The sequence below is a fragment of the Hyphomonas johnsonii MHS-2 genome, assembly GCF_000685275.1.
Classification (GTDB): Bacteria; Pseudomonadota; Alphaproteobacteria; order Caulobacterales; family Hyphomonadaceae; genus Hyphomonas; species Hyphomonas johnsonii.
In genome coordinates this window covers 207,007-230,157 of record NZ_ARYK01000002.1, presented here as the reverse complement: position 1 = coordinate 230,157, position 23,151 = coordinate 207,007, and the positions used below count along the sequence as shown (strand labels likewise).

At 61.1% G+C, this 23,151-nt stretch carries 21 protein-coding genes; 6 read left to right on the top strand and 15 right to left on the bottom strand.

Going from position 1 to position 23,151, the window contains the following annotated elements; genetic code table 11:
- Positions 1–136 precede the first annotated feature (136 nt).
- The 4 genes from HJO_RS05995 to HJO_RS05980 are packed head-to-tail and all read left to right on the top strand — an operon-like array spanning position 137 to position 4,379.
- On the top strand, positions 137–1,141 hold the full coding sequence (locus HJO_RS05995; RefSeq protein ID WP_241764678.1) for a TRAP transporter substrate-binding protein: 1,005 nt from the start codon (positions 137–139) through the stop codon (positions 1,139–1,141).
- The gene (locus HJO_RS05990; protein WP_035614939.1) at positions 1,134–1,616 is read left to right on the top strand and encodes a TRAP transporter small permease; all 483 of its coding nucleotides are present in this window, start codon (positions 1,134–1,136) and stop codon (positions 1,614–1,616) included. Before HJO_RS05995 ends, HJO_RS05990 begins: the two co-directional genes overlap by 8 nt.
- On the top strand, positions 1,600–2,904 hold the full coding sequence (locus tag HJO_RS05985) for a TRAP transporter large permease (RefSeq protein ID WP_241764677.1): 1,305 nt from the start codon (positions 1,600–1,602) through the stop codon (positions 2,902–2,904). Before HJO_RS05990 ends, HJO_RS05985 begins: the two co-directional genes overlap by 17 nt.
- Entirely contained in the window at positions 2,901–4,379 is a 1,479-nt protein-coding gene (locus HJO_RS05980) for a mannitol dehydrogenase family protein (protein WP_051618330.1), read from the top strand. The genes HJO_RS05985 and HJO_RS05980 overlap by 4 nt, the downstream gene beginning before the upstream one ends.
- A gap of 4 nt (positions 4,380–4,383) precedes the next feature.
- Here the strand turns inward: HJO_RS05980 and HJO_RS05975 are convergent, their stop codons facing one another.
- The 10 genes from HJO_RS05975 to HJO_RS05930 are packed head-to-tail and all read right to left on the bottom strand — an operon-like array spanning position 4,384 to position 11,072.
- Positions 4,384–5,160 (bottom strand): sulfite exporter TauE/SafE family protein, encoded by a 777-nt coding sequence (locus tag HJO_RS05975; RefSeq protein ID WP_035614937.1) that lies wholly within the window; start codon positions 5,158–5,160, stop codon positions 4,384–4,386.
- Positions 5,160–6,371, bottom strand: a complete 1,212-nt coding sequence (locus HJO_RS05970) for a molybdopterin molybdotransferase MoeA (RefSeq protein WP_035614935.1) — start codon at positions 6,369–6,371, stop codon at positions 5,160–5,162. Before HJO_RS05970 ends, HJO_RS05975 begins: the two co-directional genes overlap by 1 nt.
- Positions 6,368–6,853 (bottom strand): cyclic pyranopterin monophosphate synthase MoaC, encoded by a 486-nt coding sequence (moaC, locus tag HJO_RS05965; protein WP_035614933.1) that lies wholly within the window; start codon positions 6,851–6,853, stop codon positions 6,368–6,370. The genes HJO_RS05970 and moaC overlap by 4 nt, the downstream gene beginning before the upstream one ends.
- Positions 6,854–6,858: 5 nt before the next feature.
- Positions 6,859–7,389, bottom strand: coding sequence for a molybdenum cofactor biosynthesis protein B (gene moaB, locus HJO_RS05960; protein ID WP_035614931.1), 531 nt, complete (start codon positions 7,387–7,389; stop codon positions 6,859–6,861).
- Between the two features lie 3 nt (positions 7,390–7,392).
- Positions 7,393–7,851 carry a molybdenum cofactor biosynthesis protein MoaE gene (locus HJO_RS05955; protein WP_035614930.1) on the bottom strand — a complete coding sequence of 153 codons (459 nt, stop codon included), beginning with the start codon at positions 7,849–7,851 and terminating at the stop codon, positions 7,393–7,395.
- A gap of 7 nt (positions 7,852–7,858) precedes the next feature.
- Positions 7,859–8,107, bottom strand: coding sequence for a MoaD/ThiS family protein (locus HJO_RS05950; protein WP_035614928.1), 249 nt, complete (start codon positions 8,105–8,107; stop codon positions 7,859–7,861).
- 3 nt (positions 8,108–8,110) lie between these two features.
- Positions 8,111–9,142 (bottom strand): GTP 3',8-cyclase MoaA, encoded by a 1,032-nt coding sequence (gene moaA, locus HJO_RS05945; RefSeq protein ID WP_035614926.1) that lies wholly within the window; start codon positions 9,140–9,142, stop codon positions 8,111–8,113.
- Entirely contained in the window at positions 9,135–9,734 is a 600-nt protein-coding gene (locus HJO_RS05940; protein WP_051618329.1) for a nucleotidyltransferase family protein, read from the bottom strand. The genes moaA and HJO_RS05940 overlap by 8 nt, the downstream gene beginning before the upstream one ends.
- Positions 9,727–10,683 carry an XdhC family protein gene (locus HJO_RS05935; RefSeq protein ID WP_035614924.1) on the bottom strand — a complete coding sequence of 319 codons (957 nt, stop codon included), beginning with the start codon at positions 10,681–10,683 and terminating at the stop codon, positions 9,727–9,729. The genes HJO_RS05940 and HJO_RS05935 overlap by 8 nt, the downstream gene beginning before the upstream one ends.
- 32 nt (positions 10,684–10,715) lie before the next feature.
- Entirely contained in the window at positions 10,716–11,072 is a 357-nt protein-coding gene (locus tag HJO_RS05930) for a winged helix-turn-helix domain-containing protein (protein WP_035614922.1), read from the bottom strand.
- A gap of 245 nt (positions 11,073–11,317) precedes the next feature.
- Here HJO_RS05930 and HJO_RS05925 point away from each other — a divergent pair, with 245 nt between their 5' ends.
- Entirely contained in the window at positions 11,318–11,719 is a 402-nt protein-coding gene (locus tag HJO_RS05925; RefSeq protein ID WP_035614919.1) for a hypothetical protein, read from the top strand.
- Between the two features lie 3 nt (positions 11,720–11,722).
- Here HJO_RS05925 and HJO_RS05920 read toward each other — a convergent pair whose 3' ends face one another.
- The 5 genes from HJO_RS05920 to HJO_RS05900 form a co-directional block, all read right to left on the bottom strand.
- A complete protein-coding gene (locus tag HJO_RS05920; RefSeq protein WP_156945435.1) occupies positions 11,723–12,652 on the bottom strand; it encodes a hypothetical protein in 930 nt (309 codons plus the stop codon).
- Positions 12,649–15,111 carry a fimbria/pilus outer membrane usher protein gene (locus HJO_RS05915; protein ID WP_035614914.1) on the bottom strand — a complete coding sequence of 821 codons (2,463 nt, stop codon included), beginning with the start codon at positions 15,109–15,111 and terminating at the stop codon, positions 12,649–12,651. The genes HJO_RS05920 and HJO_RS05915 overlap by 4 nt, the downstream gene beginning before the upstream one ends.
- Positions 15,098–15,817 (bottom strand): fimbrial biogenesis chaperone, encoded by a 720-nt coding sequence (locus tag HJO_RS05910; RefSeq protein WP_035614911.1) that lies wholly within the window; start codon positions 15,815–15,817, stop codon positions 15,098–15,100. Before HJO_RS05910 ends, HJO_RS05915 begins: the two co-directional genes overlap by 14 nt.
- A gap of 172 nt (positions 15,818–15,989) precedes the next feature.
- Positions 15,990–16,580: a hypothetical protein gene (locus tag HJO_RS17605; protein WP_156945434.1), complete on the bottom strand. Its 591-nt coding sequence runs from the start codon at positions 16,578–16,580 to the stop codon at positions 15,990–15,992.
- A gap of 388 nt (positions 16,581–16,968) precedes the next feature.
- Positions 16,969–19,674 (bottom strand): glycoside hydrolase family 3 C-terminal domain-containing protein, encoded by a 2,706-nt coding sequence (locus HJO_RS05900; protein ID WP_051618327.1) that lies wholly within the window; start codon positions 19,672–19,674, stop codon positions 16,969–16,971.
- 370 nt (positions 19,675–20,044) lie between these two features.
- Between HJO_RS05900 and HJO_RS05895 the strand changes: the two genes are divergently transcribed.
- Complete coding sequence (locus tag HJO_RS05895; RefSeq protein ID WP_084141611.1) at positions 20,045–23,134, top strand: TonB-dependent receptor; 3,090 nt, start codon at positions 20,045–20,047, stop codon at positions 23,132–23,134.
- The last annotated feature ends 17 nt before the right edge of the window (positions 23,135–23,151 follow it).

The window sequence follows — 23,151 nt, the reverse complement described above, 5'->3', positions numbered from 1 at the left end:
TTCCCGCGACGACGACCAGACGAAATTCGGATTCCGCTTGAAAGCCGGGACTTGGTCCGCCACTAATACTGTTAGCGCTATCTGCGTACTAAAGTCGGCGGGCAACGCCGCGTCAAGTCCGGAGGGAATTCACCCGATGAGCATTCCGATGACGCGCCGGACAGTTCTGGGCGCTGCAGCTGCGACAGCGCTGCCGTGTTTGGCGGCCTGTTCGGACGAGACGCGCCAGATGATTGCGACCGACGCCCAGCCGGCGGGTTACCCGACAGTGCAGGCCCTTCAGTTCTTTTCGGACACTTTGGCCGAACGCTCTGGCGGACGGATTCGGTTCCATGTCTATGCAGGCGCACAGCTCGGCAGCGAGAACGACACGATCGAACTCGCCCAGTTCGGCGGTGTCGATATTATCCGGGTCAACTCGACGCCAATGAATGTGATCGTCGCGGAGACGCTGGTGCCGGCATTGCCGTTCCTGTTTCGGGATATTGACCACATGCGCCGCGCCATGGACGGCGCACCTGGTCAGGCAATCCTGGATGCGCTGGCGCCGAAGGGGCTGATCGGTCTGTGCTTCTACGATTCAGGTGCGCGGTCCTTCTATACTGCCTCGCGGCTGATCCATCAGCCCAAGGACCTCGCCGGGTTGAAGATACGCGTACAATCATCCGATCTCCTGGTGTCCATGGTTGAAGCGTTGGGGGGTGACGCGACGCCAATGTCATATGGCGAAGTGTATCAAGGCATGATGCAGGGCGTGATTGATGGCGCCGAGAACAACTGGCCTTCCTATGAGAGCTCACGCCATTATGAAGTAGCGCCCTTCTACAGCGAGACGCGTCATGTAATGGCGCCCGAAATCCTCGCCATGTCGCGACGCGCATGGGAACGACTCACGGCACCGGATCAGGAACTCGTCCTGACGTGCGCCCGGGAATCGGTGCCCTTCATGCGGGATATCTGGGACGCGCGGGTCCGGACGGCCGAAGCTGCTGTCCTTGCCGCAGGCGTGACAGTGACTGACGATATCGACCATACGGCATTCGCCAGACGCGTGGAGCCTGTATGGGCGAAGTATCTCAAGTCTCCCGCCCTGAAGCGACTCGCCGAAGACGTGCAGGCGGTGGGTGCGACCGATGCCTGACACGCATTCCCCGCTCGACAGGGTCAACAAGTCCACCCTCGTGTTCGGCGGCGTCGGGCTTGTCCTGATGACGCTGATACTGTTCTGGCAAGTCTTCGCCCGGTATGTGTTGAATTCCAGCCCCGCCTGGACAGAACAGGTCGCGATGGTCCTGACGATCTGGTTTGTCTTTCTCGGTGCAGCGTCCGGCGTGCATGAAAGCTTCCATATTCGGATCGCCGAAGGGGTCGACAGCATGTCCCCCGCCTGGGAACGGCGGGTGCGCCTGCTTGCGAATGCCATAACGATTGCCTTTGGCTTCAGTCTCGTCGTCTGGGGCAGCGCACTGGTAATGCGCACCTGGGGTAATGCGGTTCCGGCGCTGCCGATAACCCGTGGAATGGTCTACCTGGTCATTCCAGTCAGCGGACTCCTCATGTCCGCTTTTGCGATTGGTCATGTGCGTCAAGCACCGCCCGATGAGTGCGAGGTCTGACAGCGTGGAACTGATCATCCTCTTGCTGCTGATCCTTGCGGCACTGCTATACTTCGGTGTCCCCGTCGCGATCGCCCTTGCTATGTCTGCCAGCGCAATCCTTGTTGTGCTCGACATTCCGATGATTGTCGCAGTGCAGCGCATGGCATCCGGACTCGATGTTTTCGTCTTGCTCGCCATCCCGTTGTTCATCTTTGCGGGCGACCTCATGAATCAATCCGGCATTGCGCGCCGGTTGTTGCGTCTGGCTGATGCCATCGTGGGCAAGGCGCCCGGCGGTTTGGGGCAGGTGACGATCCTGGCGTCGATGTTGTTCGGCGCCGTGTCCGGTTCTGCCGTCGCCAGCGCGTCTGCACTCGGTTCGACTCTGGGGCCTGAAATGAAGGAAAAGGGTTACGATGCCGACTTCGCGGTCAATGTGACAACGACAGCATCGATCACCGGATTGCTGATCCCGCCATCGCACAACATGATCATCTACGCGGCCGCCGCTGGCGCCGGCGTGTCGGTCGGCGACCTGTTCCTGGGCGGTATTCTTCCGGGCGTTGTAACCGGCGTCATCCTGATGGGCGTAGCCGCCGTGGTCGCGACGCGCCGGGGGTATCCGCCCGGCAGCTTTCCGGGCTGGCGCGCGCTCCTCGTTTCGGCGCTCGTCGCGGTCCCCGGCATTCTGACGGCTGTGATTGTCGTCGGTGGAATCCTGGCCGGCATATTCACGCCAACCGAGTCAGCCGCGATCGCCACGGTCTACACGTTCATCATAGCAATCATTGTCTACCGTTCGCTGTCCTGGACGGCATTCGTCACGGCCGTGACCAATGCCGTCAAGACCACGTCCATGGTCATGTTCGTGATCGCGGCCGCGGGATTATTCGGATGGGTTCTGGCGGTATTGCGCGCACCTGAACGGCTCGCGCTTCTGATGGATCCAGTACTCGGAAACTTCATCGCGACAATGCTGATCATCAACCTGATCTTGCTGGTCCTCGGAACCTTCATGGACATGGCTCCCCTGATCCTTATCTCGACGCCCATCTTCCTTCCGATCGCGATGGCTGCCGGCATGGACCCTGTCCAGTTCGGCGTGATGCTCATGCTCAATCTCGGCATCGGGTTGGTGACACCGCCCGTCGGCGCGGTCCTGTTCGTTGGGTGCGCGATCCAGAACATTCCCGTCGGGCGGGTCTTGCGGACGATCTGGCCTTTCTACCTCGCCCTCGTCGCGGCGTTGATGGTCATCACGTTCCTGCCCGGCGTCACGCTGTACCTGCCGAGCCTGTTCAAATGACCCGTCGCCTTGCCTCGGACAGTCTGGGCGTCATTCCGGATAACGTGGCCCGCCCGGAATATGACCGGGCACAGCACGGATCCGGCATTGTCCATCTTGGTGTCGGCGCGTTCCACAAGGCCCATCAGGCTGTCTACACTGACACCGCGATGGCGCTGTCGGGGGGCAATTGGCGTATCGACGGCGTCAGCCTGCGTTCGCCGGCCGCGCGGGACGCGCTCGTGCCGCAGGACGGTTTGTACACCGTGTGCCAGTTGCAGGACGGACAGCAGGATATGCGCATCGTCGGTGCGTTGCGGGATGTGCATGTCGCGCCGGAAAATCCGGAGCGGGTGATCGCACTGTTGGCGCGTCCGTCCATTCATATCGTCACAACGACGATCACCGAAAAAGGCTATTGCCTGACGCCGGGAACGGGCACGCTTGACCTGGCGCATCCGGACATCTCGGCCGACCTCTCCAATCCGGCGGTTCCGGTCAGCGCGATCGGCTATGTCGGTGCGGCGATCACGCGCCGCCATGCCGTTAATGCACCGGTCACGATCGTGTCCTGCGATAACCTGTCCGGGAATGGCCGGAAGTTTCAGGACGCTGTCCTGCAATACCTGGAACTCACGGCACCCACATCTGTGTCCTGGTGCCAGGCGAATGTCCGCTTTCCCTGCACCATGGTCGACCGCATTGTCCCGGGCGCGACGCTTGACCTGCGCCAGCGCGTGGCAGGGGCCCTCGGGGTCGATGACGAGGCCTGCGTTGCCGCTGAGCCGTTTTCCCAATGGGTCATCGAAGATATTGCCAGCGGACCGTTACCGGACTGGGCCGGCGCCGGAGCGGTGTTCAGCCGCGAAGTCGAACGCTATGAGCTGATGAAACTGCGACTGCTCAATGCCGCCCATTCCGCGATTGCCTATCTCGGTGTGATCGGCGGTGTCGCGCATGTGTCGGATGCGATGGCGAACCCGGGCTTTCGATCCATGATAAGGCATATGATGGTCGCTGAAATTGCGCCAATCCTTCGAAGCCCGAAGGGGTTCGATGTGCAGCGCTATATTGACGCCCTCATCGACCGGTTCTCGAATGCGGCCCTTCTTCATCGTACAGAGCAGATCGCCATGGATGGATCGCAAAAGCTGCCTCAGCGGATCTTGCCGACGTTGCGTGAACGGGCAAGTCAGGGACTCGAGTCACCGGCCCTCGCGCTCGCTGTTGCAGGCTGGATCCGGTTTGCCTCCGGGCTGACTCTGGAACACCGTCCCATCGACGTCCTCGATCCGTTACGGCCCGATCTGAGGCGCGCTTCATCGGTTTCCGGGAATCGTCGTGACCGCGTTGCGGAATTTTTCTCAATTGCGCCTATCTTCGGGGCGGACATTCATGCCTGGGCTGCCGTCATCGATGAGGTTGCCAGCGCGCTGCGACGTCTGGAGTGCGAGGGACTGGACGGCGCGATCACGGCGGTCATTGCCCGCAAATAGCGCCCTAGCCAATCAGGCCTGTCAGGCCGCCCCACCGGATCAGGAGCCGGACTGCAACATAGAGGATCAGCAAGGCCGTCAATTTCTTGACTACCGAAGGCTGCAGACGCTTCGATCCGAGCCACGAGCCAATCTGGCCGCCGACGAGTACGCTCAGGAGCAGCGGCCAGTAGGGCAAGGTGAGAGTCAGAACCTGCGCGTCCTGCAGCTTCATGGCTTGCCCGGCCAGGCCCGACAGCGAGTTGGCGAGGATGAAAAAGCTGCAAGCCGCCGCGATCTGACGAGGGTGTCCCCATTTCAGGAAATACAACACGGGTGCCAGGAATATGCCGCCACCGATCCCGACCATTCCTGACAGGAGGCCGATACTGCCGCCAACGCCGAGGCCGACAAGCGGGGCAGGTCGTTGCTGCACCGCATTTGTGCCGGTCTTGGGGGCACTTCGAAAGGCCAGGTGCAGGCCTGAGATCAGCAGCGTGCCGCCGAGTATGCCGGTGAATAATGATTCGGATACGGGAATCCGTCCACCGAGCCATGCTGCCGGGATTGATGCCACCAGGAAGGGCGCAAGACGCCTGAGCGCCAGGTGACCCGCGCGCCAGAACCGGATCACGCCCCCGGTGACCACGATGATGTTGCACGCAAGCGCGATGGACGGAAGAATACGGTAGTCCGTACCGTTCAGGATGAGCAGCGCATTGTACGTGGAGCCGCCACCGAATCCGACAGCGGCATAAAGCATTGCGGTAATGAAGAACAGGATCGCCAGGACGATCGGCATTATACCAGCCCCGGCACCAGTGGGCCGATCGGCAGGATATCGACGAGTTCGCCCGCAGCAACGGACGAGGCCTCAGCGGGCCTGCGGATCAGCGCATTGGAGAGCAGGAACGGGCGGATCAGCGAACTGTCCTGATTGGGCGCCGCTTTGACCTGAAGCATTCCATCCGGGCTGACCTGCACTGTCGCGCGCAGATAGGTCTCCCGCCGCCCGGGAGCAGGCAGGGGGCTCACGGTCCGGGCTTTGATCAGTGCGTGCTGTCCGGCTCCGGTCAACAGGGGTTTCAGGAACAGATGAGCGCATACGAATGCGGATGCCGGGTTGCCCGGCAGTCCGACGACCCGTTGTCCGTCGCGCGTTGAGAACCAGGTCGGTTTGCCGGGCTTGACGGCGATCTTTTCAAAGACGGGCGTGAACCCGGCACCCGCGAATGCTGGCCGCATCAGGTCATGGTCGCCGACAGATGCCCCGCCGATCGGCAGGAAAATGTCGATGTCGCTGGCTGCATCAATTCTTTCGCGGATCGCCATAAGCGTATCTTGGGCCACCCCGAGATCGACGGGCTCACCGCCCCATTGCCGTATCAGGGCACCGAGACCTGCAGGGTTGGAATTGACGATCTGCCCCGGCGCGAGTGCTGACCCTGGTGCGCGCAGTTCGTCGCCATTGGCAAGGATGCCGACGCGGGGCCGCCGGTAGATGTCGAGTTTGCCGTGGTTTCCTGCCGCTGCCACCGATAGCGCCGCGGCCGTGACAAACTCACCTTCGGCGAGCAGCTCGTCTCCCTCCGCAAAGTCGATCCCTGTCTTTCGCACGTGTTCCGTAGACGAATATGCGTCGCGGCAGACCAGGGCGTCATTGTCGCGGTCTGCGTCTTCCTGGATCACGACATGATCGGCGCCATCGGGAATGACAGAACCGGTAAAGATGCGGACCGCTTCGCCTTTTCCAACAGCACCCTTGAAAGGCCGTCCCGCGGGCGCGTCTCCTGTCACCCGCAAGCGCGCACCGACTGTCCGCACGTCTGCGAGCCGGACAGCATAACCGTCCATGGCAGATACAGAGGCAGGCGGGCGTGAGACGCGCGCCATCACCGGCGCGGCCAGCCGTGTCCCGAGTGCGTTGTCGAGCGCCACCGTCTCCGCCTGCAGGGAAAGTGCATTTTTTGCCAGCAAGGCCAGCGCCTCATCGACGCTGATCAGGCCGCTCATCGTGGCGCCTTCCGGTAGTCGCCCGACTTGCCACCAGTCTTCTCAATGAGTTCAACGCTGCTGATCACCATCGCCTTGTCCACGGCTTTCAGCATGTCATAGAGCGTGAGGCAGGCGACAGAGACGGCGGTCAGGGCTTCCATCTCGACACCGGTCTTGCCGGTCGTCTTCGCCGTGGCTGTCACGCGCAGCGCATTATCGGCCTCGCCGTCGCGCTCGATCGAAACGGTCACGCTGGTCAGCGGCAGCGGATGGCAGAGCGGGATGAGGTCGGAGGTGCGCTTGGCACCCATGATGCCGGCAAGTTCGGCAATGGCAATCGGATCACCTTTCTTGGTGTCGCGGCCAAGCGCGCGTTGCAGCGTGGCGGGGGCCATCTGCACGATACCGGTCGCCACGGCAGTTCGTTCGGTATCCGCCTTGGCGCCGACATCGACCATCCGCGCGCGGCCATCGGGACCGATATGAGTGAGGTCGTCCATCTCGCTTACGACTCCTGCAGCCGCGGCATGAGTTCAACCAGGTTGCAGGGCTTGTGGCGGCTGTCGAGCTGGTAGGAGATCACCTTGTCCCAGCCATCCTTGACTGCACCATTCGAGCCCGGAAGGCAGAAGATGAACGTGCCGTTCGCTAGACCGGCGACTGCGCGGGATTGCAGCGTCGACAGTCCCACGCTCTGGAAGCTCACCTGGTGGAAGATCACCGAGAAGCCGTCGATGGTCTTTTCGAACAGGGGCGTGACCGCCTCTGGCGTCACATCGCGGCCGGTCAGGCCCGTTCCGCCGCTCGATATGATCACATCCACCTGCGGGTCTGCGATCCATTCGGTGACGGCATCGCGGATCGCCCCGACATCGTCCCGCACGATCCGGCGGACGGCGACTGTGTGTCCGGCTGCCTCGATCCTTTTCACCAACACGGCGCCGGACGTGTCAGTCTCGATCGTGCGCGTATCGCTGACGATCAGAACGGCGATCCGGACCGGGATGAATTCGAGCGAGTCATTGATGCCATGCATTGTTCAGCTTCCTGTTTTCGACCAGCGGTCACGATCTGAATAGTCTTCGTTGCGCGGTTCGATCCAGTGGTCGCCCGACGCGGTTGTCTCCTTCTTCCAGAAAACCGCTTCGGTCTTCAGGTAGTCCATCAGGAAGTCGGCGGCCTCGAAAGCAGCACGTCTGTGCGCTGAGGCCGTCGCAACAAACACAATGGGTTCTGCCGGCGCCATGTCGCCGATGCGGTGAATCACCGACGTTGCGGTGAGGGGCCAGCGCGCCTCCGCTTCGGCGACGGCGGCAGCAATGCCGCGCTCGGTCAACGGGGAATAGGCCTGAAGGTGCAGCGTCATCACTTCTCCGAATTTGCCCGTGTCGCGCACCAGGCCCGTAAAGCTCACGATTGCGCCCGCTCCGGCCGCTCGCTTTTCAAAAGCGCGCAGGGCGTCAGTGGCATCAAAGGCGTGGTCCAGCAGGGAAACCATGGATGCCTCAGCCTCCCCCGACGGGCGGCAGGAACGCGATCTCGTCTGTATCGGATATCGCGCAGGGTTCTGATACGATGACATCATTGATCGCAAGGCGAACGGTTGGTTCGGTGAGGATGCCGCCCAACTGGCGTTCCGCATCCAGCCAGGTGCGCAGCGCCGCTGTATCGTTGACGCCCGGCGGTATTGCGAGTGTCTCCGTGCCGGTGCCCAGAGCATCCATGAGGCGGCCCAAATAGAACAGCGTCGCCATGGATCAGCCCCCCGTCATCGACATGTGCCGGGGCAGGGCAGGGGCTGTGCCGCGCCGCTTGATCTCGAAATCATGTTTCTCGGGTTTGGCCAACAGCGCCCGGTCGAGGGCCGCATCCAGCGCAGCGACGGGGTCGGGCATATCGCGCAGCGCCGCTCTTAGATCAACATGGTCGTCCTGGCCGAGACACATGTAGACACGGCCCGTGCAGGTTACCCGCACGCGATTGCACCCGGCACAGAAATTATTGGTCAGCGGCGTGATGAAACCCAGTCGACCGCCAGTTTCCTGCACGCGCGCATACCGCGATGGCCCGGCGTTTGGGCTGATATGGGGCTCGTCGACGAGCGACCAGCGGGCTTCCAGCCTGTCCCGGATCATTGGCAACGGAATGTACTGGTCGACGCGGTCTTCACCAGTTTCACCCAGTGGCATCACCTCGATCAGGGTCATGTCCATGCCGCGCCCGTGTGCCCATTCCACCATGCTGGGGATTTCGTCGGCGTTCTGGTGCTTCAGGGCCACCGTGTTGATCTTGACTTTCAGGCCGGCGTCCAGCGCAGCGTCGATTCCGGCGAGCACTTTCGCCAGCTGACCGCGCCGCGTGATTTCGGCGAACCGGTCCGGGGCCAGCGAATCGAGCGACACGTTGATTCTGCGAACGCCGGCCCGCACCAGTCCGTCGGCATGTCCCTCCAGAAGCGTCCCGTTCGTGGTCAGCGTCAATTCTTCCAGGCCGGCCCCCAGATGGCGGCCGAGGCGCGCCACCAGGTCAGCGAAATCCTTTCGGACAAGCGGTTCGCCACCAGTCAGTCGCAGTTTCGTTACGCCCCGGCGCACGAACGCCGTGGCGACCTGGTCCAGTTCATCGAATGAGAGGAGTTCGGCCTTCGGCAGGAAGGTCATCTTCTCGGACATGCAATACGAGCAGCGCAGGTCACAGCGGTCGGTCACCGACATGCGCAAGTATGTCACCTGTCGCCCGTAGCGGTCGACCAGGGGCAGGGTGTTCATCGTGGGCGTGCCGTCAGCCATTCAGGATATCCTCTGCGAAAGTCAGGTCTTCGACACGATCAATGTCAAGCAACACGCCGCGATCGGCGATGACCGTCCGCGTGGCGTGCAGGCGTTCGAACAGCTTCCGGGCACCCGAGTCCCCGGTGATCCGGCCCAGATCATCAAAGTGCTGGCGACGGAACGCGGCCGGCGGCAACAGGACACCGTCCGTCTCCGACATGACGGCCGTGGCGCCCGCATCAAGCCCCTGCATCAGAGCTGAGACGTGTGTACCAGTGACAAACGGCATGTCGCCAAGAAGGACCAGCACCGCGTCCGCGTCCGTATGGTCCCGGACATGGCGGATACCGATCGAAAGAGAGTTGCCCTGGCCCGCCTCCGGGGTCGGGTTTGGCACGACATGATACCCGAGCGCCTTAAGCACCCGCGTCCTGTCGTCCTGGTCTTCGCCGACGACGGCGAATCGGGCTCCCGCATGATGCGGCGGCACCGCCTGTGCCGCTCGCGCCAGAACGGATTGCCTGCCGAGTATTGCGAGCAGTTTGTCACCATCCCCGAACCGCTGGGACAGTCCGCTCGCCAGCAGCAGAATCGCGATCTGGTCAGGCATCGGCCAATGCCTCTTGATGATATGCGCCAATAATTTCGGCGAGCGTCGAGACGGCAAGCATCGAGGCATCGCGCATTGACGGGACCAGTCCGACCGGCCCGCTCACGCGGTCAATGTCGCGCTGTGTGACGCCGGCCTGCCTCAGCGCTTCACAGCGGCGTGCGTGGGCGTTCCGGCTGCCTACCGCGCCGATGTAGAAAGCAGGGCCGCCAAGAGCCTGCCGGACAAGCCTGGTTTCCCAATCGAGATCGTGGAACATCAATACGAATGCGGTTGCCGCATCGTCCCGATTGGCCGGAAGGGCAGCTGGCGAGGTCAGCTGCTGGATGGTAGCGATGCCTGTCGGTCGGGCGGCGGCAATATCCGCGTCGTCTATCAGCTGCAATGTCACGTCAAATCCGCTTGCCGCGCTCAGTCTGGCCAAGGCAAGGCAATCGGCACCGCGGCCTGCGATTCGCAAGGCGAGATTCGGACGATAGACCGTGCGAAATTGCAGGTCTGGCCGGCCTGTGCGCCCCGTTACCAGCTCTCCGGATTCCGACACACCAAGGTGGAGCATGTCGCGCCGCATCAGCACGCCCGCCAGGGTTTCAAGCGCGGTCCGTGGAACATTCGGAACGATCAGGATATCGAGTCCTCCGCCGCAGGGCAGCCGGATGTCAACAAACGGCGATCCCTCGCCGTAACGAAGGCGGCGCAGCTGGCCGTCCTGCAGGGCCTCGGTCGCATTGAGGGCCACGTCGGCGTCGATACACCCACCGGACAGGTAGCCGGCGGTCTGGCCGGCGGACGAGACGGCCATTATCGCCCCGGCAGCGCGCACGGCGCCGCCCTGGGTGCCGGTCAGAAAGACCAGCGCAATGGCCTCGCCCTGTTCGCTGAGGCGGAGGGCCGCTTCAACGACGTCGAGCGGATGCTCACATGTCAGCGCAGGTGCGAACGAAGTCATTTTGTCGTTCTAAAGCACAATTGATATCGGGGCTAGTCACCCTGGTTCGTCAGCAGGGCCCGGAATGTCTTGAACGACTCCTCGGTGGCGTCCTGCGCCTGCGCGCAAAGGGCACGGTAGGCAGTCAGGACGCGGTGACCGGTATCCGTCAGATGCGAGCCTCCGCGCTCGATCCCGCCATGCTGCTTGATCAGCAGGGGTGACGGGAACTGCGCATTCATCTGTTCGATGAGTTTCAGCGCACGGGGATAGGACATGCCGAGCAGCTGGGCAGCCGCGGAAATTGACCCCGTCTTGTCTATCGCCTCCAGAACGGACGCCTTGCCCGGGCCAAATCGCCCGCCCCCCGGAAAGTCGACCCGAATGCTGAGATTGATGTCACCGGGCATGCTGCGCTCACAGGCTGATGGGGTCGGCGGGATAGGCCGATCAGGAAAACGACCATCAGACAATTTCACTTGGCGGTCGCTGTCAAACTTTTCGACTGTATTGAGCGAACCTGCAGGTTCCGGATCCGGCACTACGGCTGACGAGGGCCCCAGGCCCTACCGCGACACAAACAACCTGTTTGGACCAACCAAATCTTAAGTGTTCGCCCTCATTATCAGGGCTCCGGACGTTTTGGAGGGCCAATATGCGGACCGCGCTGATCTTGCTTATGGCGGTCCTTGCCGCCCCCCACATGAACCCGGCCAGGGCTGCATCCCTCGCCCTGCAGGGGGTTGTCGCCCCGGTCTGCGAAGCGCGTACCGGATTCGGGCAGGGCAATATGGCGAACGGTCAGGCTTTTTCGGTCGATGTATTCTGCAATGATACGGTCGGGTCCGTCCTGGCTTTGCGCATTGATGCCGATGTCGATGCTGCGTACAGCGCAGTCTTGCCCGGCAGGATCGTGCCCCTGGTTTCCGGCGAGTTCACGGAACTTTCTCGCTATGCGTCGGCAGTCAAGACTAGTGAAATAATCGAGATTCGACAGGACGGCGGCGCGATGACGAGCGCCGTGAACGTCGTCTTCGAACTCCGCCCGATGGACTGAATCCTAGTCGGGAAGTACCGAGATCGTGATCAGGTCTTCGTACCGCCCTGCGCGGGCGGTGCCGACCTTGCCGATCCGGACCCTGAAATTCATGACCGAACCGGAGATCGCTGTCGGCCCCTTGCCTGCGATCCGTATGTCTCCGCCTGACAGGTGCAGCGCATGCCGGTCCAGGAATGCCGAATAGGCGATCCGTTGGTCCGCACCGAAGACGTCGTGCACGAGGTAGCCCGCATTGTGCGAATTGACGATCACATCAAAGCCGTCATTTGATTGAACCAGCAGATTGACGGACGCTTCGTCGCCTTCCTCCAGGTTGCCGAGATCGACGATCCTGTGCTGTGATCCGCCGCTCGTGATGGCGCCGCGCGCGAGTGGGCCATCATAGACCAGGATCGACGCCTGCGGGCGGACATTTGCGGCCAGCAGGGCAGTGGTTTCAGCGACCGATTCATTGGTCTCATCGTCGAAGAGACGGACAAGCACGGCCTCGGTATACACGCCGGACGGACGCAACTGGCGAGGTGGAATCGACAGGGAAAACGATCTCGATGCCCGCTGGTTTGGGCCGAGGAAGATGGGGATCGCATTCGCGGGCGCGGTATTGTTCGTTTCGATGTCGAGCACGCTCGTGCGGCTGTTCGACTGGCTGAGGCTGTAGGCCAGTTCGTTGCCGTCCAGTTCAAGGCCAGCTTGTCCGGTCGGGTGCTGGAATGACAGCCGCCCCCTGCAGGGACCGTCAGACTTGTTTGTCAGCTGTACGGAAAACCGGGTTTCGAAACGGGTGGAATCAAGGCCGTCATACCCATTCGACTCCCCTGAAAACCAGACCTGCGATGGCGCTGACAGGTCGACATCGCATTCGGCAATGGCCGTACCGGCCAGTAGTGCGCCCGCCGCCATCATGACGCTCAATCGTGTCAAAAGTCTCATTGCGGTTTCCCCTTCAGCGTTCCAACGTCCACATACCCTTCGACATCTTCCGGGATGACGATCTCCAACGCGATTCCCACTTCCGAGAATACCACATCATAGGTGTTTCCGGGCACCATCTTGAGGACACCAAAACGGCCGGCCCGGTTGGTGAAGATGGTCTGCGGCTCGAACCCCTTGTCGGTCTTTGACGTCGCCGTGCCGACGCCGTAGCTGAGCGGTGTTCCATCAGGCATTTCGACGAAGCCGATCGACGACGCGCGCCGGTTGCTGCCCACAGTCAGGTCGTAACCGCCGCGATGGGGCGGAAACACTTCGAACAGGCCTGCCCCGAGGTCGTATCCAGGTGGAATGCCGGGCACATCATAGGTCATTCGAGACAGGGAATAGGAACCAAGATCGCCGACCAATGCCGGCCCGAGGCTGCCGGACCGGGCGCGGTCACCGACGTCGCCGGTACCGGGGCTCACGATGACGGTCTTGCCCTTCAGGGATTCGTGTGGCCCGATGATCGCGAACGCGTCCCGTACCGGCCGACCGATCGCGACATCCGAACCGGCAAAGGCAATCGCGGTGGACACGCCGGCGCGCAGGCGGCCAACCTCGGACGCGCTTTCGCCACTGAAATTGTGCGTATAGCCGGCGTTCACGTCAAACCGGTTGGCAATGTAGTCCACCGACGTGGACAGCGTTTCAGGCTCGAGGTCTGACCGGCTGGCTACGACATTGGCACCCAGCGTCCCGATCCCGCCATATTGCGACCGGTAATCATACTCGGCAATCGTGCGGTTGTTGCGCGTGTCATGGGTGCCGCGGGCCCGGTTCCTCCGCCCGAGCGTTTTCGTCAGTGCCAGGCGCAGCGCCGCCTCGTCCTGCCCGCCAAAGCTCCTGCGATAGCTCGGTGTTGCCCTCAGCGTCAGGTCATCGGTCAGACGGTAGCCGATGCCGAGGGACGCATCGATGCTCTCGCCCTCGATTCCGTACACCGATGTGTAGGCCACGGTGGCCGAGATGGGCATTTTTCCGTCGAACAGGAAGCGATTGTAGCGCAGGCCCGCCCGCATTTTCCGATTGAACCGGTCCTGTTCGGAAATGGCGAAGTCTCGCGTGGCGTATTCGAAGAAGGCATCAACGGACTGGCCGGCCTTTTGCCAACTGTCCGGAAGGCGGGGCTGGACGCTGAAATTGACCGCCATGCCGGACGTGTTGTTCGCATAACTTGCGGCGATATCTGCCGAAATGTTCGCCACGGCGGTTGCGGTAATCACCTGGCCGCCCAGGTTCGAACTCGAATCCGTCACGCGGGTCGTGACGCCAAGAGTCATGGTATTGGAAATGCCACGCCGGTACGTGGCGGTCGCAACCGGCCTGTCATTGGCGTAGCGAATTCCGGAATCGGTGCGCTCCGCCTCGATCCCCAGATTGACCTCCCACTGGCTGACACCCTTTGCTAGCAGATCAGAGTCAAAGAAATTGGTGAAATCCAGGACCTGGACCTCACCGGTGTCGCTGCGCACTTCGATGCGCACATCGTTTGCGCCATCGACCAGCGGGAAATTGCTCAGATCATAATTGCCTGCAGCAAGGCGGCTCTGCTGCAGGAGGGCGCCGTTCACATAGATTTCGACATCCGACGCTTGCGAGATGGTGAAGGACTGGGATCCTGTCGGGCGGGTTAGAACGAATGGATTGAAGACGTCGACATTCTTGAACGCCGAAAAGCCGAGAATGTCCTCTGATTCATTGAATCCGAACGGGCTCGAAAAGACATCCCCGACCGACACGCGAATGCCGTGGTCTGCGAAGTCCCGGGTGAGGCGTGTGCCCTGCCGGGCGATGCGGTCGACATCAGACGAACCGAACTCGTAAAGTGCCGCGTTTTCCAGGACGAATCCCGCGATCGAGACGGAACTGTCCAGCGTACCAAAGGCACGTGTTTCCTCGCCGATGCGGTTGGCGTCATTCTCGATATTGAAATTGACATTGAGATAGCCGCTGGCTGCTTCAGGCTCCTGGCGGTAGCTGGACGGCTCAGGCGCGGTGCCAGGCTTGGAGATTTCCAGCGCGATCCTGTCGCGGTTCTCCACCGGCAGGTCGAGGACGAAGACAACGCGCTGGCTGTCGAAGCGCATCGCGAGGCCGAACTCGCTCACCGATTGGGACGTCAGTTCTGCGACGGGATCGAGGCGGGCTTCGAGCTTGGCGAGTTCTTCCTTCGAATACACGGCCCCGATGACCGAAAGCAGGGACTTCGAAGGCACCTTGTACTGGCCATCTGCCGCAACCTGCGCATCGAGGACGCCGATGGGTATATCGCCGTCGAGGACCGGAACGGTGAGCTGCGAATAGCGTGTGCCGAACTCGGCTTGGGCGACTGCAGTCCTGGCAGGCGCGAGTACAGCAAAGGTTGCTGCCGTTAGATAAAGTGTTTGCTTTAGCGTGAAACTAGAGCGCGCCACGATACACGAGGTCCGCTGTTAGATCGTCGGGGATCTCTCCTTCGTGCGGAATGAAGAAGACCCGCTCCTGACCCGGCAGCAAGAAGCCCGTACCGATGGTTTCGCGAACTTCTTCGCGGGACAGGTCGATGCCTGATCCGATACGGATGTCATGTTCCGACAACCGCGCGTATTTGGTGCCATTGTTTCGAACCGTGAGTTCAAAGCCCTGAACGCCGTCCTTGGCGACCGGGACAAGCGACACGGCCTGCAGGTCTGCACTCACTCCCCTCGGCGTCACATGGACCGATATGCCGAACTGGTAGCTGATGCGAACGCCGCTCTTGCCGGGATCGAGTTCGGCCGGAATCTGCGTGACGCGGACATAGAAGGATTCGGACATGCCTGAGACATTTGTGCCCAGCCACTGCAGGCGTAGCACCTGGGTTTCGCCAGCCGGCAGGATCAACTGGGGCGGAAAGATCACAAAGTCGTCGTCGGCCGGGACATCGACTTCTGCGCTATCGACCACGGTGCGCTGGACCACACTGATCTCGAGCGGGATATCCTTGTCGGTGACGTTCGTGATTTCAACGACAGAAGACGTATTCTGTGAATCGGGGCTGAGTTCGATGATCAGCGGATTGACCCGCAAACTGGCATGCGCTGCACAACCGAACACAAGGAACGTCGCAGTCAGAGCAAATGCTGCAATCAAGGTGCGCATTGGCGATTAACCCCACTCTACTTCACTCGCCCTTTCCCGGAAGGGCTTGGTGTCTCCAACAGTACACCCGGGGGTCTGCCAGCGAAAAGCGCTACGCCAATCGCGTGTCCGGTCCCAGGACGAAAAAGAGCGCGCATTGTTTCTGCGCGCTCTTCCTCAATGCGAAATCAGATCAGGTGTCTGCAGCAAACGTCAGTGTCACCGTCTCTGCGTAGTCACCAGCGATTGGAGGAGTCGTGCTCGGGACCACGTTGAAGTCGATTTGCGAGCGGCCAATGAATGCGGGGCTCGCATAGATCTTGTCGCCGGAAGCCGCGCTGCCACCGATAGATCCTTGACCGCCGGTACCGATCTGCTTGATGGTGACGTTGAAGCCGAGATTGTTCGTGAAGCCGGCAGGGGCCGGTTCAGTGTTCAACATGCCGCCATTGGTGAAAGACGTCGTCCACGTAAAGTTGTCGTTGCAGAACGTGTCGAATGCGATGCTGAAGAATGCCTGACTGGTCTGGCCGATCGTTGCAAGGCCCGGATCGTCCGTGTTGTTGATAAGGAAATCCCAGTCGAATGTCACTGTGTCGCCGGACACCGTGTACGTGCGGTTTGCCGCGCCACCATTCGCGCCTGCCACGCCGGTCCACGGAATAACGGTGCAAATCTGCTCGACATTGCCCGCGAGATTGATCGTCGCCTCGTCCGTCGACTCGGCTGATGCGAAAAGCGGCGCCATGAGGAGAGCCGCTGATACCAAGAGTACCTTTTTCATGTTCTGTCCCTTGCTGTTCAGCATTCGCTGAAACTCATCAAACTTCTGTTTTAGAGCACTTCCAAGTTGAAACCCACGTCGCGATCAATTGACACGACCGATGCCCTTAACGAGAAGTTAACCCCAATAATTGCGGTGAAGCAATAGGTAATTCGGGCTAAGGTTGTTCCCCCGACAGGTTCTGTGACATTTCGTCCACATCGCCTTCAGGGAGAGTATTGCTGCGGCTGTGCCGACTACTGCACGTTGGCGCACTCGGGCAAACCTAGCCGATGGTTTTTATGCGGACATAATAATTTTGGACACGCACATATTTGTTCGCGCCGGTCTGGGCGGGTCTGACGGAAGCGGTTCGCTTGGGAATCGCCTCTTCCGTGCCCCGATCCGGTCAGTCCGCGCTGAATGTCACCTTCGCCGAAGCTGCGCCATCCTCCGTGGCAAAGCCTGGCTGGCCGCCACCGAGCGACACCGTCGCGGTCATGCCCGCAGGTGCCACAAGCTCGCCTTGGTCATTGAAATAGCCGAGCCGCTCCGGCGAAAGGTCGAATGCCACGACGTTGCTTTCACCGGGCGCCAGATCGACCACGTCGAATGCCACCAGTTCAATCCGCGGTGTCGAAGGATTCGGCCGCTCGCCCAGCTGGATGTAGGCCTGCACGACTTCGCGGCCGGCCCGCTTGCCTGTATTGGTCACCTTCACGGAGACGGGCATCGGCTGGGTGCTGTCGTGAACGTCCGGGACCGCAATGTCCGAATAGGCGAACGAGGTGTAGCTCAGCCCGTAACCGAAGGGGTAGAGCGGCGTCCCTTCGTAATACTTGTACGTGCGATTGCGCATCGAATAGTCGTCAAAATCGGGCATGCCGTCGAGCGAGGCGTAAAACGTCACGGGCAGGCGGCCGGATGGGCTGAACTCGCCCCACAGTAGGTCCGCGATGGCCGTGCCCGCTTTTTCGCCCGGATAGAATGCCTGCACGATGGCCGGCAGGTTCTCCGCCTCCCAGTTGAGCGCCACGGCGCTGCCCGAGAAGTTCACCAGGACGACCGGCTTGCCGGTGGCGTCGAGCTTTTTCAGCAGGTCTTCCTGCACCTGTGGCAGTTTCAGGTTCGTGCGGTCGCCGCCGAGGAAGCCGCCAATCTTCACGCTCATCTCCTCGCCTTCGAGATCGGCATCGATGCCGCCGAAGAACAGCACGACATCGGCGTCCTTGGCGACATCCAGCGCCTTGCCAGCCCAGTCGCGGGATGTATTCACCCATGACAGTTTTGCGGTCGGTTCGATCGTGTTGACCGGCCAAGCCCGCACGGCGTTCAGCGTATATTCGACAGGGTAGGCCTTGCCTGCCTTCATCTCGATCGGGCCATCGGTGATCTTCTTGCCGTCAACCGTGGCCTCGGACATTCTCGGAACCCCAAAGCTGTAGGCGCCATCGGTTTCCGGAACGATGAAGCCTGTCCAGACAATCACAAATTCATCGGCGGTCTCGCCGTTGATCGGCGAGGTTTTCCAGTGGTGATCGATCTGTGCGTCGACCGTGACAGATACCGGATCGCCGTCACGCGAAGCATTGTCCCAGCTTGTCATCGTCAGGCCGGGCTGCAAGTCGCCATTCTCGTCAGCGTGCTTGAAAACGCTGGCCTCGACGGGCTTCTTGTTGCCGAATACGTTGCCTGCCAGCGCCGCGCCGGGCGCATAGACGACGTTTTCAGCGCCTGCCTTTGCGATCACGCCCTCAAGCGCCGTAACGGGTGCGGTCGGGTAGCCGAAATAGTTCGCCACAAGCGTCAGCTCATTGTCGGCGTTCGGGCCGATGACCGCGACCTTCGTGCCTTCGGCCAGCGGCAGGACGCCGTCATTCTTCAGCAGCACGAGCGAGTCGCGGGCCGCTTCGGCGGAGAGGGCGAGGTTCTGCTCGCTGGCCACCACACTGTAGGGGATGTCGGCGTAAGGCACGTCTTGGTCGAACTCGCCGAGGCGGAACCGGGCCGTGAACAGCCGCGTCACGGCTCTGTCGATAGTCGCCTCGTCGATCAGGCCCAGCGCGACGGCTTCGGGAAGGGCATCCATCTTGTTGCCTTCGCCGTCGCCGCAATTGATGTCGGTGCCCATCTTCACGGAGAGCGCCGCAGCCTCGGCCCGAGTGTCGACGTATTTGTGGGCATAGTCGTAGTAGAAATCACCGATCGCGCCGCAATCGGAAACGACGTAGCCGTCAAAGCCCAGTTCGCCCCGCAACAGGTCGACCATCAGCTCTTCGCTACCGCAGGCCGGCGCGCCACGGAACGCGTTATAGGCGCACATCACCGATGCCACCTCAGTATTGTCGAAGGCTGCCTTGAAGGCACCAAGATAGGTTTCGTGCAGGTCGGCCTCGGTCGGATTGTAATCATCCGAATGACGTGTCGGCTCAGGGCCGGAATGGACCGCGAAGTGCTTCACGGTCGCGATGGCCTTGAGATACTTGTCATCATCGCCCTGGATGCCGTTAACGAAATTCGTCGCCATACGGCCCGTGAGGAACGGATCCTCGCCATAGGTTTCCTGCCCGCGCCCCCAGCGCGGGTCGCGGAAGATGTTGATGTTCGGCGACCAGTAGGTGAGGTCTGTATACATCTCGTAGACACCCTGGCGGGCGAAATTGTTGTGCTTGGCACGGCCTTCGTCAGAGATTGCCGTCGAGACCCGCAGCATGAGGTCTTCGTCCCACGTTGCAGCCAGACCGATCGCCTGCGGGAAAACCGTTGCCTCGCCCGCCCGCGCGACGCCGTGCAATGCCTCGTTCCACCAGTTGTGCTTGCGGATTCCAAGGCGTTCAATCGAAGCGGCCTTGTCATACATCTGTGCCGCTTTTTCCTCGAGGGTCAGCCGGCCGACAAGGTCAGCGGCACGGTCGGCCGGGTTGAGTGATGGGTCCTGGAACGGGTAGGTGTAGACCGGGGCAGGGGGGATTTCGGTGGCAAGGTCGGCGGCCTGCGACGAATCAGCCGACGATGCGTTGGGAGCGCCGGAGCAGGCGGTTATTCCGGCCGCCAGGGCCGCGATGGCAACCGTTTCCCAATAGCGTCTGATGGATGTTCTGAATGTTGCGCTCATGCGTCCCTCCTGGAGTGGCTGGGAGCCATCACGAAAGGTGCAGCCCCACTTCATTGGCCTCTTTGTTGCACGCTAACATTGTTGCCGCCAAGCTCTTTTCGATTCCGTGTGTAGGATGCGGTCGCGCGCAACGCGGTGTGTCGGTTAGCGCTGCTAAATGGTGTCGAGTGTTGCCCAATAAACACACTCTGGCGCTATCACCAACATTTCGACCGCGAACGCTAACATTTTTGTGAGACGCCCATTGATAGCGCAAACATTTCGTGCTCGCATAGGTTTCGGGTAGTCAGGATGAGCAATGTTCCTGTCGCCAGAAGAGCCAACAAGTTCGGTGCATACGGATGACACCGACGATCAAGGGAGAGAGTCGATGACCTTATACAAGGATGAACTTGGTGTGCGCGGCAAGCGATCGCCAAAATGGGCTGCGCTGCTCTGTGGCGTATCAGCTGTGTCGCTTCTGAGCGCCATGACGGCGGTGGCGCAGGAGGGCGTCGACGATGAGGCTCGCCAGGAAGTCATTGTCGTTCAAGGCATTCGCGGATCGCTCGAGCGGGCCATGGATCTCAAGCGTGAATCAAATGGTGTCCTGGACGCGATTTCCGCCGAAGACATCGGCAAGTTCCCAGACACCAACCTCGCCGAATCGCTCCAGCGCATCACGGGTGTGTCGATCGACCGGTCGAACGGCGAAGGCTCGAAAATCACGGTTCGCGGCTTCGGGCCCGACTTCAACCTCGTCACGCTCAACGGTCGCACGCTTCCAACTGCCGACATCGGCGTGATCGGCGAACGTGGCAACTACGGCGCAGGTGGCGACCGCTCCTTCGACTTCTCGAACCTTGCCTCTGAAGGCGTCAGCAGCCTTGAAGTCTACAAGACCGGTCAGGCGATCCTGCCCTCGGGCGGTATCGGTGCAACCGTCAATATCCGCACCCGGCGTCCGCTGGACAATCCCGGCTTCCAGGCGTCTGCCGGCGTCAAGATCATGAATGACACGAGTGTTGAAGCCGGCGATGACTACACGCCAGAGCTGACAGGACTTGCCAGCTGGACCGACAATACCGAGCGCTTTGGCGTCGGCGTGTTCGGTTCTTACTCGAAGCGCGATTCCGGTGCACCGACTCAACAGGTAAACGACTGGCTCGTCTTCGACCCGGCGGTCGACGGCATCTTCGCAGACAGCGGCTATGTGCGCGGCGATGGCTCGACGCAGGTCACAAATGCTCCGGCGGACGACCAGCTCTGGGCGGTTCCGCAGGACAGCCGCTACGACTTCTCAGATCTCTCGCGCGAACGTCTGAATGGCCAGTTGGTGCTTCAGTTCCGTCCGATGGACAACCTGACCCTGACCGGCGACGTAACCTACGCCAGCAACGAGTCCGACGAGGACCGGTATGAACAGACCAACTGGTTCGCCACACCGTTTGACCAGGTCGTTTTCGACAATGACGGTCCGGTCGCGACGGCTGTTTTCCTTCAGGAGAACAATAACGGCACCAAGGACATCGGTTTTGAACAGACAAACCGGGCGACCAAGGACGAATTGACCTCGATTGGCTTCAACGCCGATTGGGAACTGAATGACCGTGCCAGGGTGATCCTTGACGCGCATACGTCCGAGGCCACGTCCGGCGGCAACAACCCGCTTGGCCACTCGGCAACTTTCGTCGCCATCGGCGCGCCGGTGAACCTCCAGCACTCGGTCGATTTCCGGAGCGGTTACCCGATCCAGAGCTTCACGACCGACGACAGTGCCAGCGGCAACAATAACGGCATGTTGGATGTCGGCGACCTTGCCACTCAGGTGGCGCGTTCAGCGGCCTCAAACATGAAGCACGAGGTCGATGAAATCGATCTGCGCTTCGTCTGGGAGTTCGACTCCAGCAGCCTGACCGTCGGCGGCAACTATCGAGACACCACGATGGAACGCAGCACACGGACAACCCAGCAGGACCTCGGCAGCTGGGGCTTCAGCAATCCGCGCGATGTTGAGCAGTTCGCCCCAGGCGTCATGGAGGCTTACTGCCTCAGCTGCTTGTTCGATGACATTCCGGTCGGTCAGGCAGATACCGCATTCCGCGGCAGTGCGACAGACCTCTTTACCGCGCTGACAGCCGCCTATGCCGGCAACAGCGACAACCTGTCAGAGACCCATGACATCGTTGGTGAAGAGATTACGTCCCTGTTCGCCCAGTTCGAAATGGAAAGCGAACTGCTCAATCGTCCGGCACGCGTCAGCGCCGGTATACGGTACGAAGACACGAAAGTGACGTCGGTTACCCAGCAGTCGATACCGTCTGGTGTTCTCTGGATCTCGGATAACGATTTCCTCGTTCAGCAATCGGGCGCCAAGGAAGATCTGTCCGGTGAAGGCAGCTATGATCACCTGCTGCCGAACATCGACTTCCAGATTGATGTCACGGACAATATCGTCGCCCGTGCGTCCTATTCCAAGACGATCGGCCGCGTCGCCTACAGCAGCCTGTTCGCGTCGACCACGGCCGCTGCGCCGAACAGGCCGACCGCCCTTGGCGGCCAGGTCACCGGCAGTTCGCAGAACCCGGCACTGCTGCCACTGGAATCGGACAACTTCGACGTGTCCCTCGAATGGTATTATGGAGACACGAGCTACGTCTCTGTCGGCTATTTCGACAAGCGCGTGAAGAACTTCGTCGGGAACGGTGTCGTCGATCGCAACCTGTTTGGCCTTCGTGACCCTGCCTCCGGCGTTGCCGGAACACGGTCTGGCGATGCGCTGGACGTGATCGATGCGCTCGGTGTCGACCGGTCTGAAGCAAACATGTTCACCATGGTTGCCCTGATCGACGCGAATAATGGCAACGTCGCTGCGGCCCAGGCCGAGTTCCAGGCGAACCTCGTCAATGGTGCCCTGCCGCAAACCTATGTGGACACCATCCTCGGTCTCTATGATGTGAGTGCGGATGCCAATGATCCGCTCCTCAGCTTCGCGGTATCGCAGCCGATCAATAACAAGGAAGGCAACATCGACGGTATCGAATTTGCCTGGCAGCACTTCTTCGGTGACACCGGACTTGGCTTTGCGGCCAACTACACGATGGTCAACGGGGATGTGGAACTCGACCCGGCTTCGCCGCCGAGCGAGAACCAGTTTGCCCTTGTCGGCCTGTCTGACTCCGCGAACATCACCGCGATCTACGAGAACTACGGCTTCTCGGCCCGTCTGGCCTATAACTGGCGTGACACGTTCCTGCAGCAGACAAACCAGACCGGCGACCGCAGCGGCATTTATGTCGAGGACTTCGGCCAGTTCGACCTGAACGTCAGCTACGACATCAACGAGAATGTCGCGGTCTCGTTCGAGGCGATCAACATCACCGGCGAAGACCAGCGCGTCTACCACCGTGTGCCGGAGCAGTTCTACTACTCCTACGAACTGTCCCCACGCTACCTGCTCGGCGCCCGCTACAAGTTCTAGCCGTCGACAGGCAAGGC

Bases quoted from the DNA above. Each gene is read 5' to 3' on its own strand.
- HJO_RS05990 (WP_035614939.1), top strand. From the start codon at position 1,134: ATGCCTGACACGCATTCCCCGCTCGACAGGGTCAACAAGTCCACCCTC.
- HJO_RS05895 (WP_084141611.1), top strand. From the start codon at position 20,045: ATGACCTTATACAAGGATGAACTTGGTGTGCGCGGCAAGCGATCGCCA.
- HJO_RS05975 (WP_035614937.1), bottom strand. From the start codon at position 5,160: ATGCCGATCGTCCTGGCGATCCTGTTCTTCATTACCGCAATGCTTTAT.
- HJO_RS05920 (WP_156945435.1), bottom strand. From the start codon at position 12,652: ATGAGACTTTTGACACGATTGAGCGTCATGATGGCGGCGGGCGCACTA.
- HJO_RS05985 (WP_241764677.1), top strand. From the start codon at position 1,600: ATGAGTGCGAGGTCTGACAGCGTGGAACTGATCATCCTCTTGCTGCTG.
- HJO_RS05970 (WP_035614935.1), bottom strand. From the start codon at position 6,371: ATGAGCGGCCTGATCAGCGTCGATGAGGCGCTGGCCTTGCTGGCAAAA.
- moaB (WP_035614931.1), bottom strand. From the start codon at position 7,389: ATGCATGGCATCAATGACTCGCTCGAATTCATCCCGGTCCGGATCGCC.
- HJO_RS05955 (WP_035614930.1), bottom strand. From the start codon at position 7,851: ATGGTTTCCCTGCTGGACCACGCCTTTGATGCCACTGACGCCCTGCGC.
- moaA (WP_035614926.1), bottom strand. From the start codon at position 9,142: ATGGCTGACGGCACGCCCACGATGAACACCCTGCCCCTGGTCGACCGC.
- HJO_RS05995 (WP_241764678.1), top strand. From the start codon at position 137: ATGAGCATTCCGATGACGCGCCGGACAGTTCTGGGCGCTGCAGCTGCG.
- HJO_RS17605 (WP_156945434.1), bottom strand. From the start codon at position 16,580: ATGAAAAAGGTACTCTTGGTATCAGCGGCTCTCCTCATGGCGCCGCTT.
- HJO_RS05910 (WP_035614911.1), bottom strand. From the start codon at position 15,817: ATGCGCACCTTGATTGCAGCATTTGCTCTGACTGCGACGTTCCTTGTG.
- HJO_RS05930 (WP_035614922.1), bottom strand. From the start codon at position 11,072: ATGCCCGGTGACATCAATCTCAGCATTCGGGTCGACTTTCCGGGGGGC.
- HJO_RS05980 (WP_051618330.1), top strand. From the start codon at position 2,901: ATGACCCGTCGCCTTGCCTCGGACAGTCTGGGCGTCATTCCGGATAAC.
- HJO_RS05900 (WP_051618327.1), bottom strand. From the start codon at position 19,674: ATGAGCGCAACATTCAGAACATCCATCAGACGCTATTGGGAAACGGTT.
- HJO_RS05950 (WP_035614928.1), bottom strand. From the start codon at position 8,107: ATGGCGACGCTGTTCTATTTGGGCCGCCTCATGGATGCTCTGGGCACC.
- HJO_RS05935 (WP_035614924.1), bottom strand. From the start codon at position 10,683: ATGACTTCGTTCGCACCTGCGCTGACATGTGAGCATCCGCTCGACGTC.
- HJO_RS05925 (WP_035614919.1), top strand. From the start codon at position 11,318: ATGCGGACCGCGCTGATCTTGCTTATGGCGGTCCTTGCCGCCCCCCAC.
- moaC (WP_035614933.1), bottom strand. From the start codon at position 6,853: ATGGACGACCTCACTCATATCGGTCCCGATGGCCGCGCGCGGATGGTC.
- HJO_RS05940 (WP_051618329.1), bottom strand. From the start codon at position 9,734: ATGCCTGACCAGATCGCGATTCTGCTGCTGGCGAGCGGACTGTCCCAG.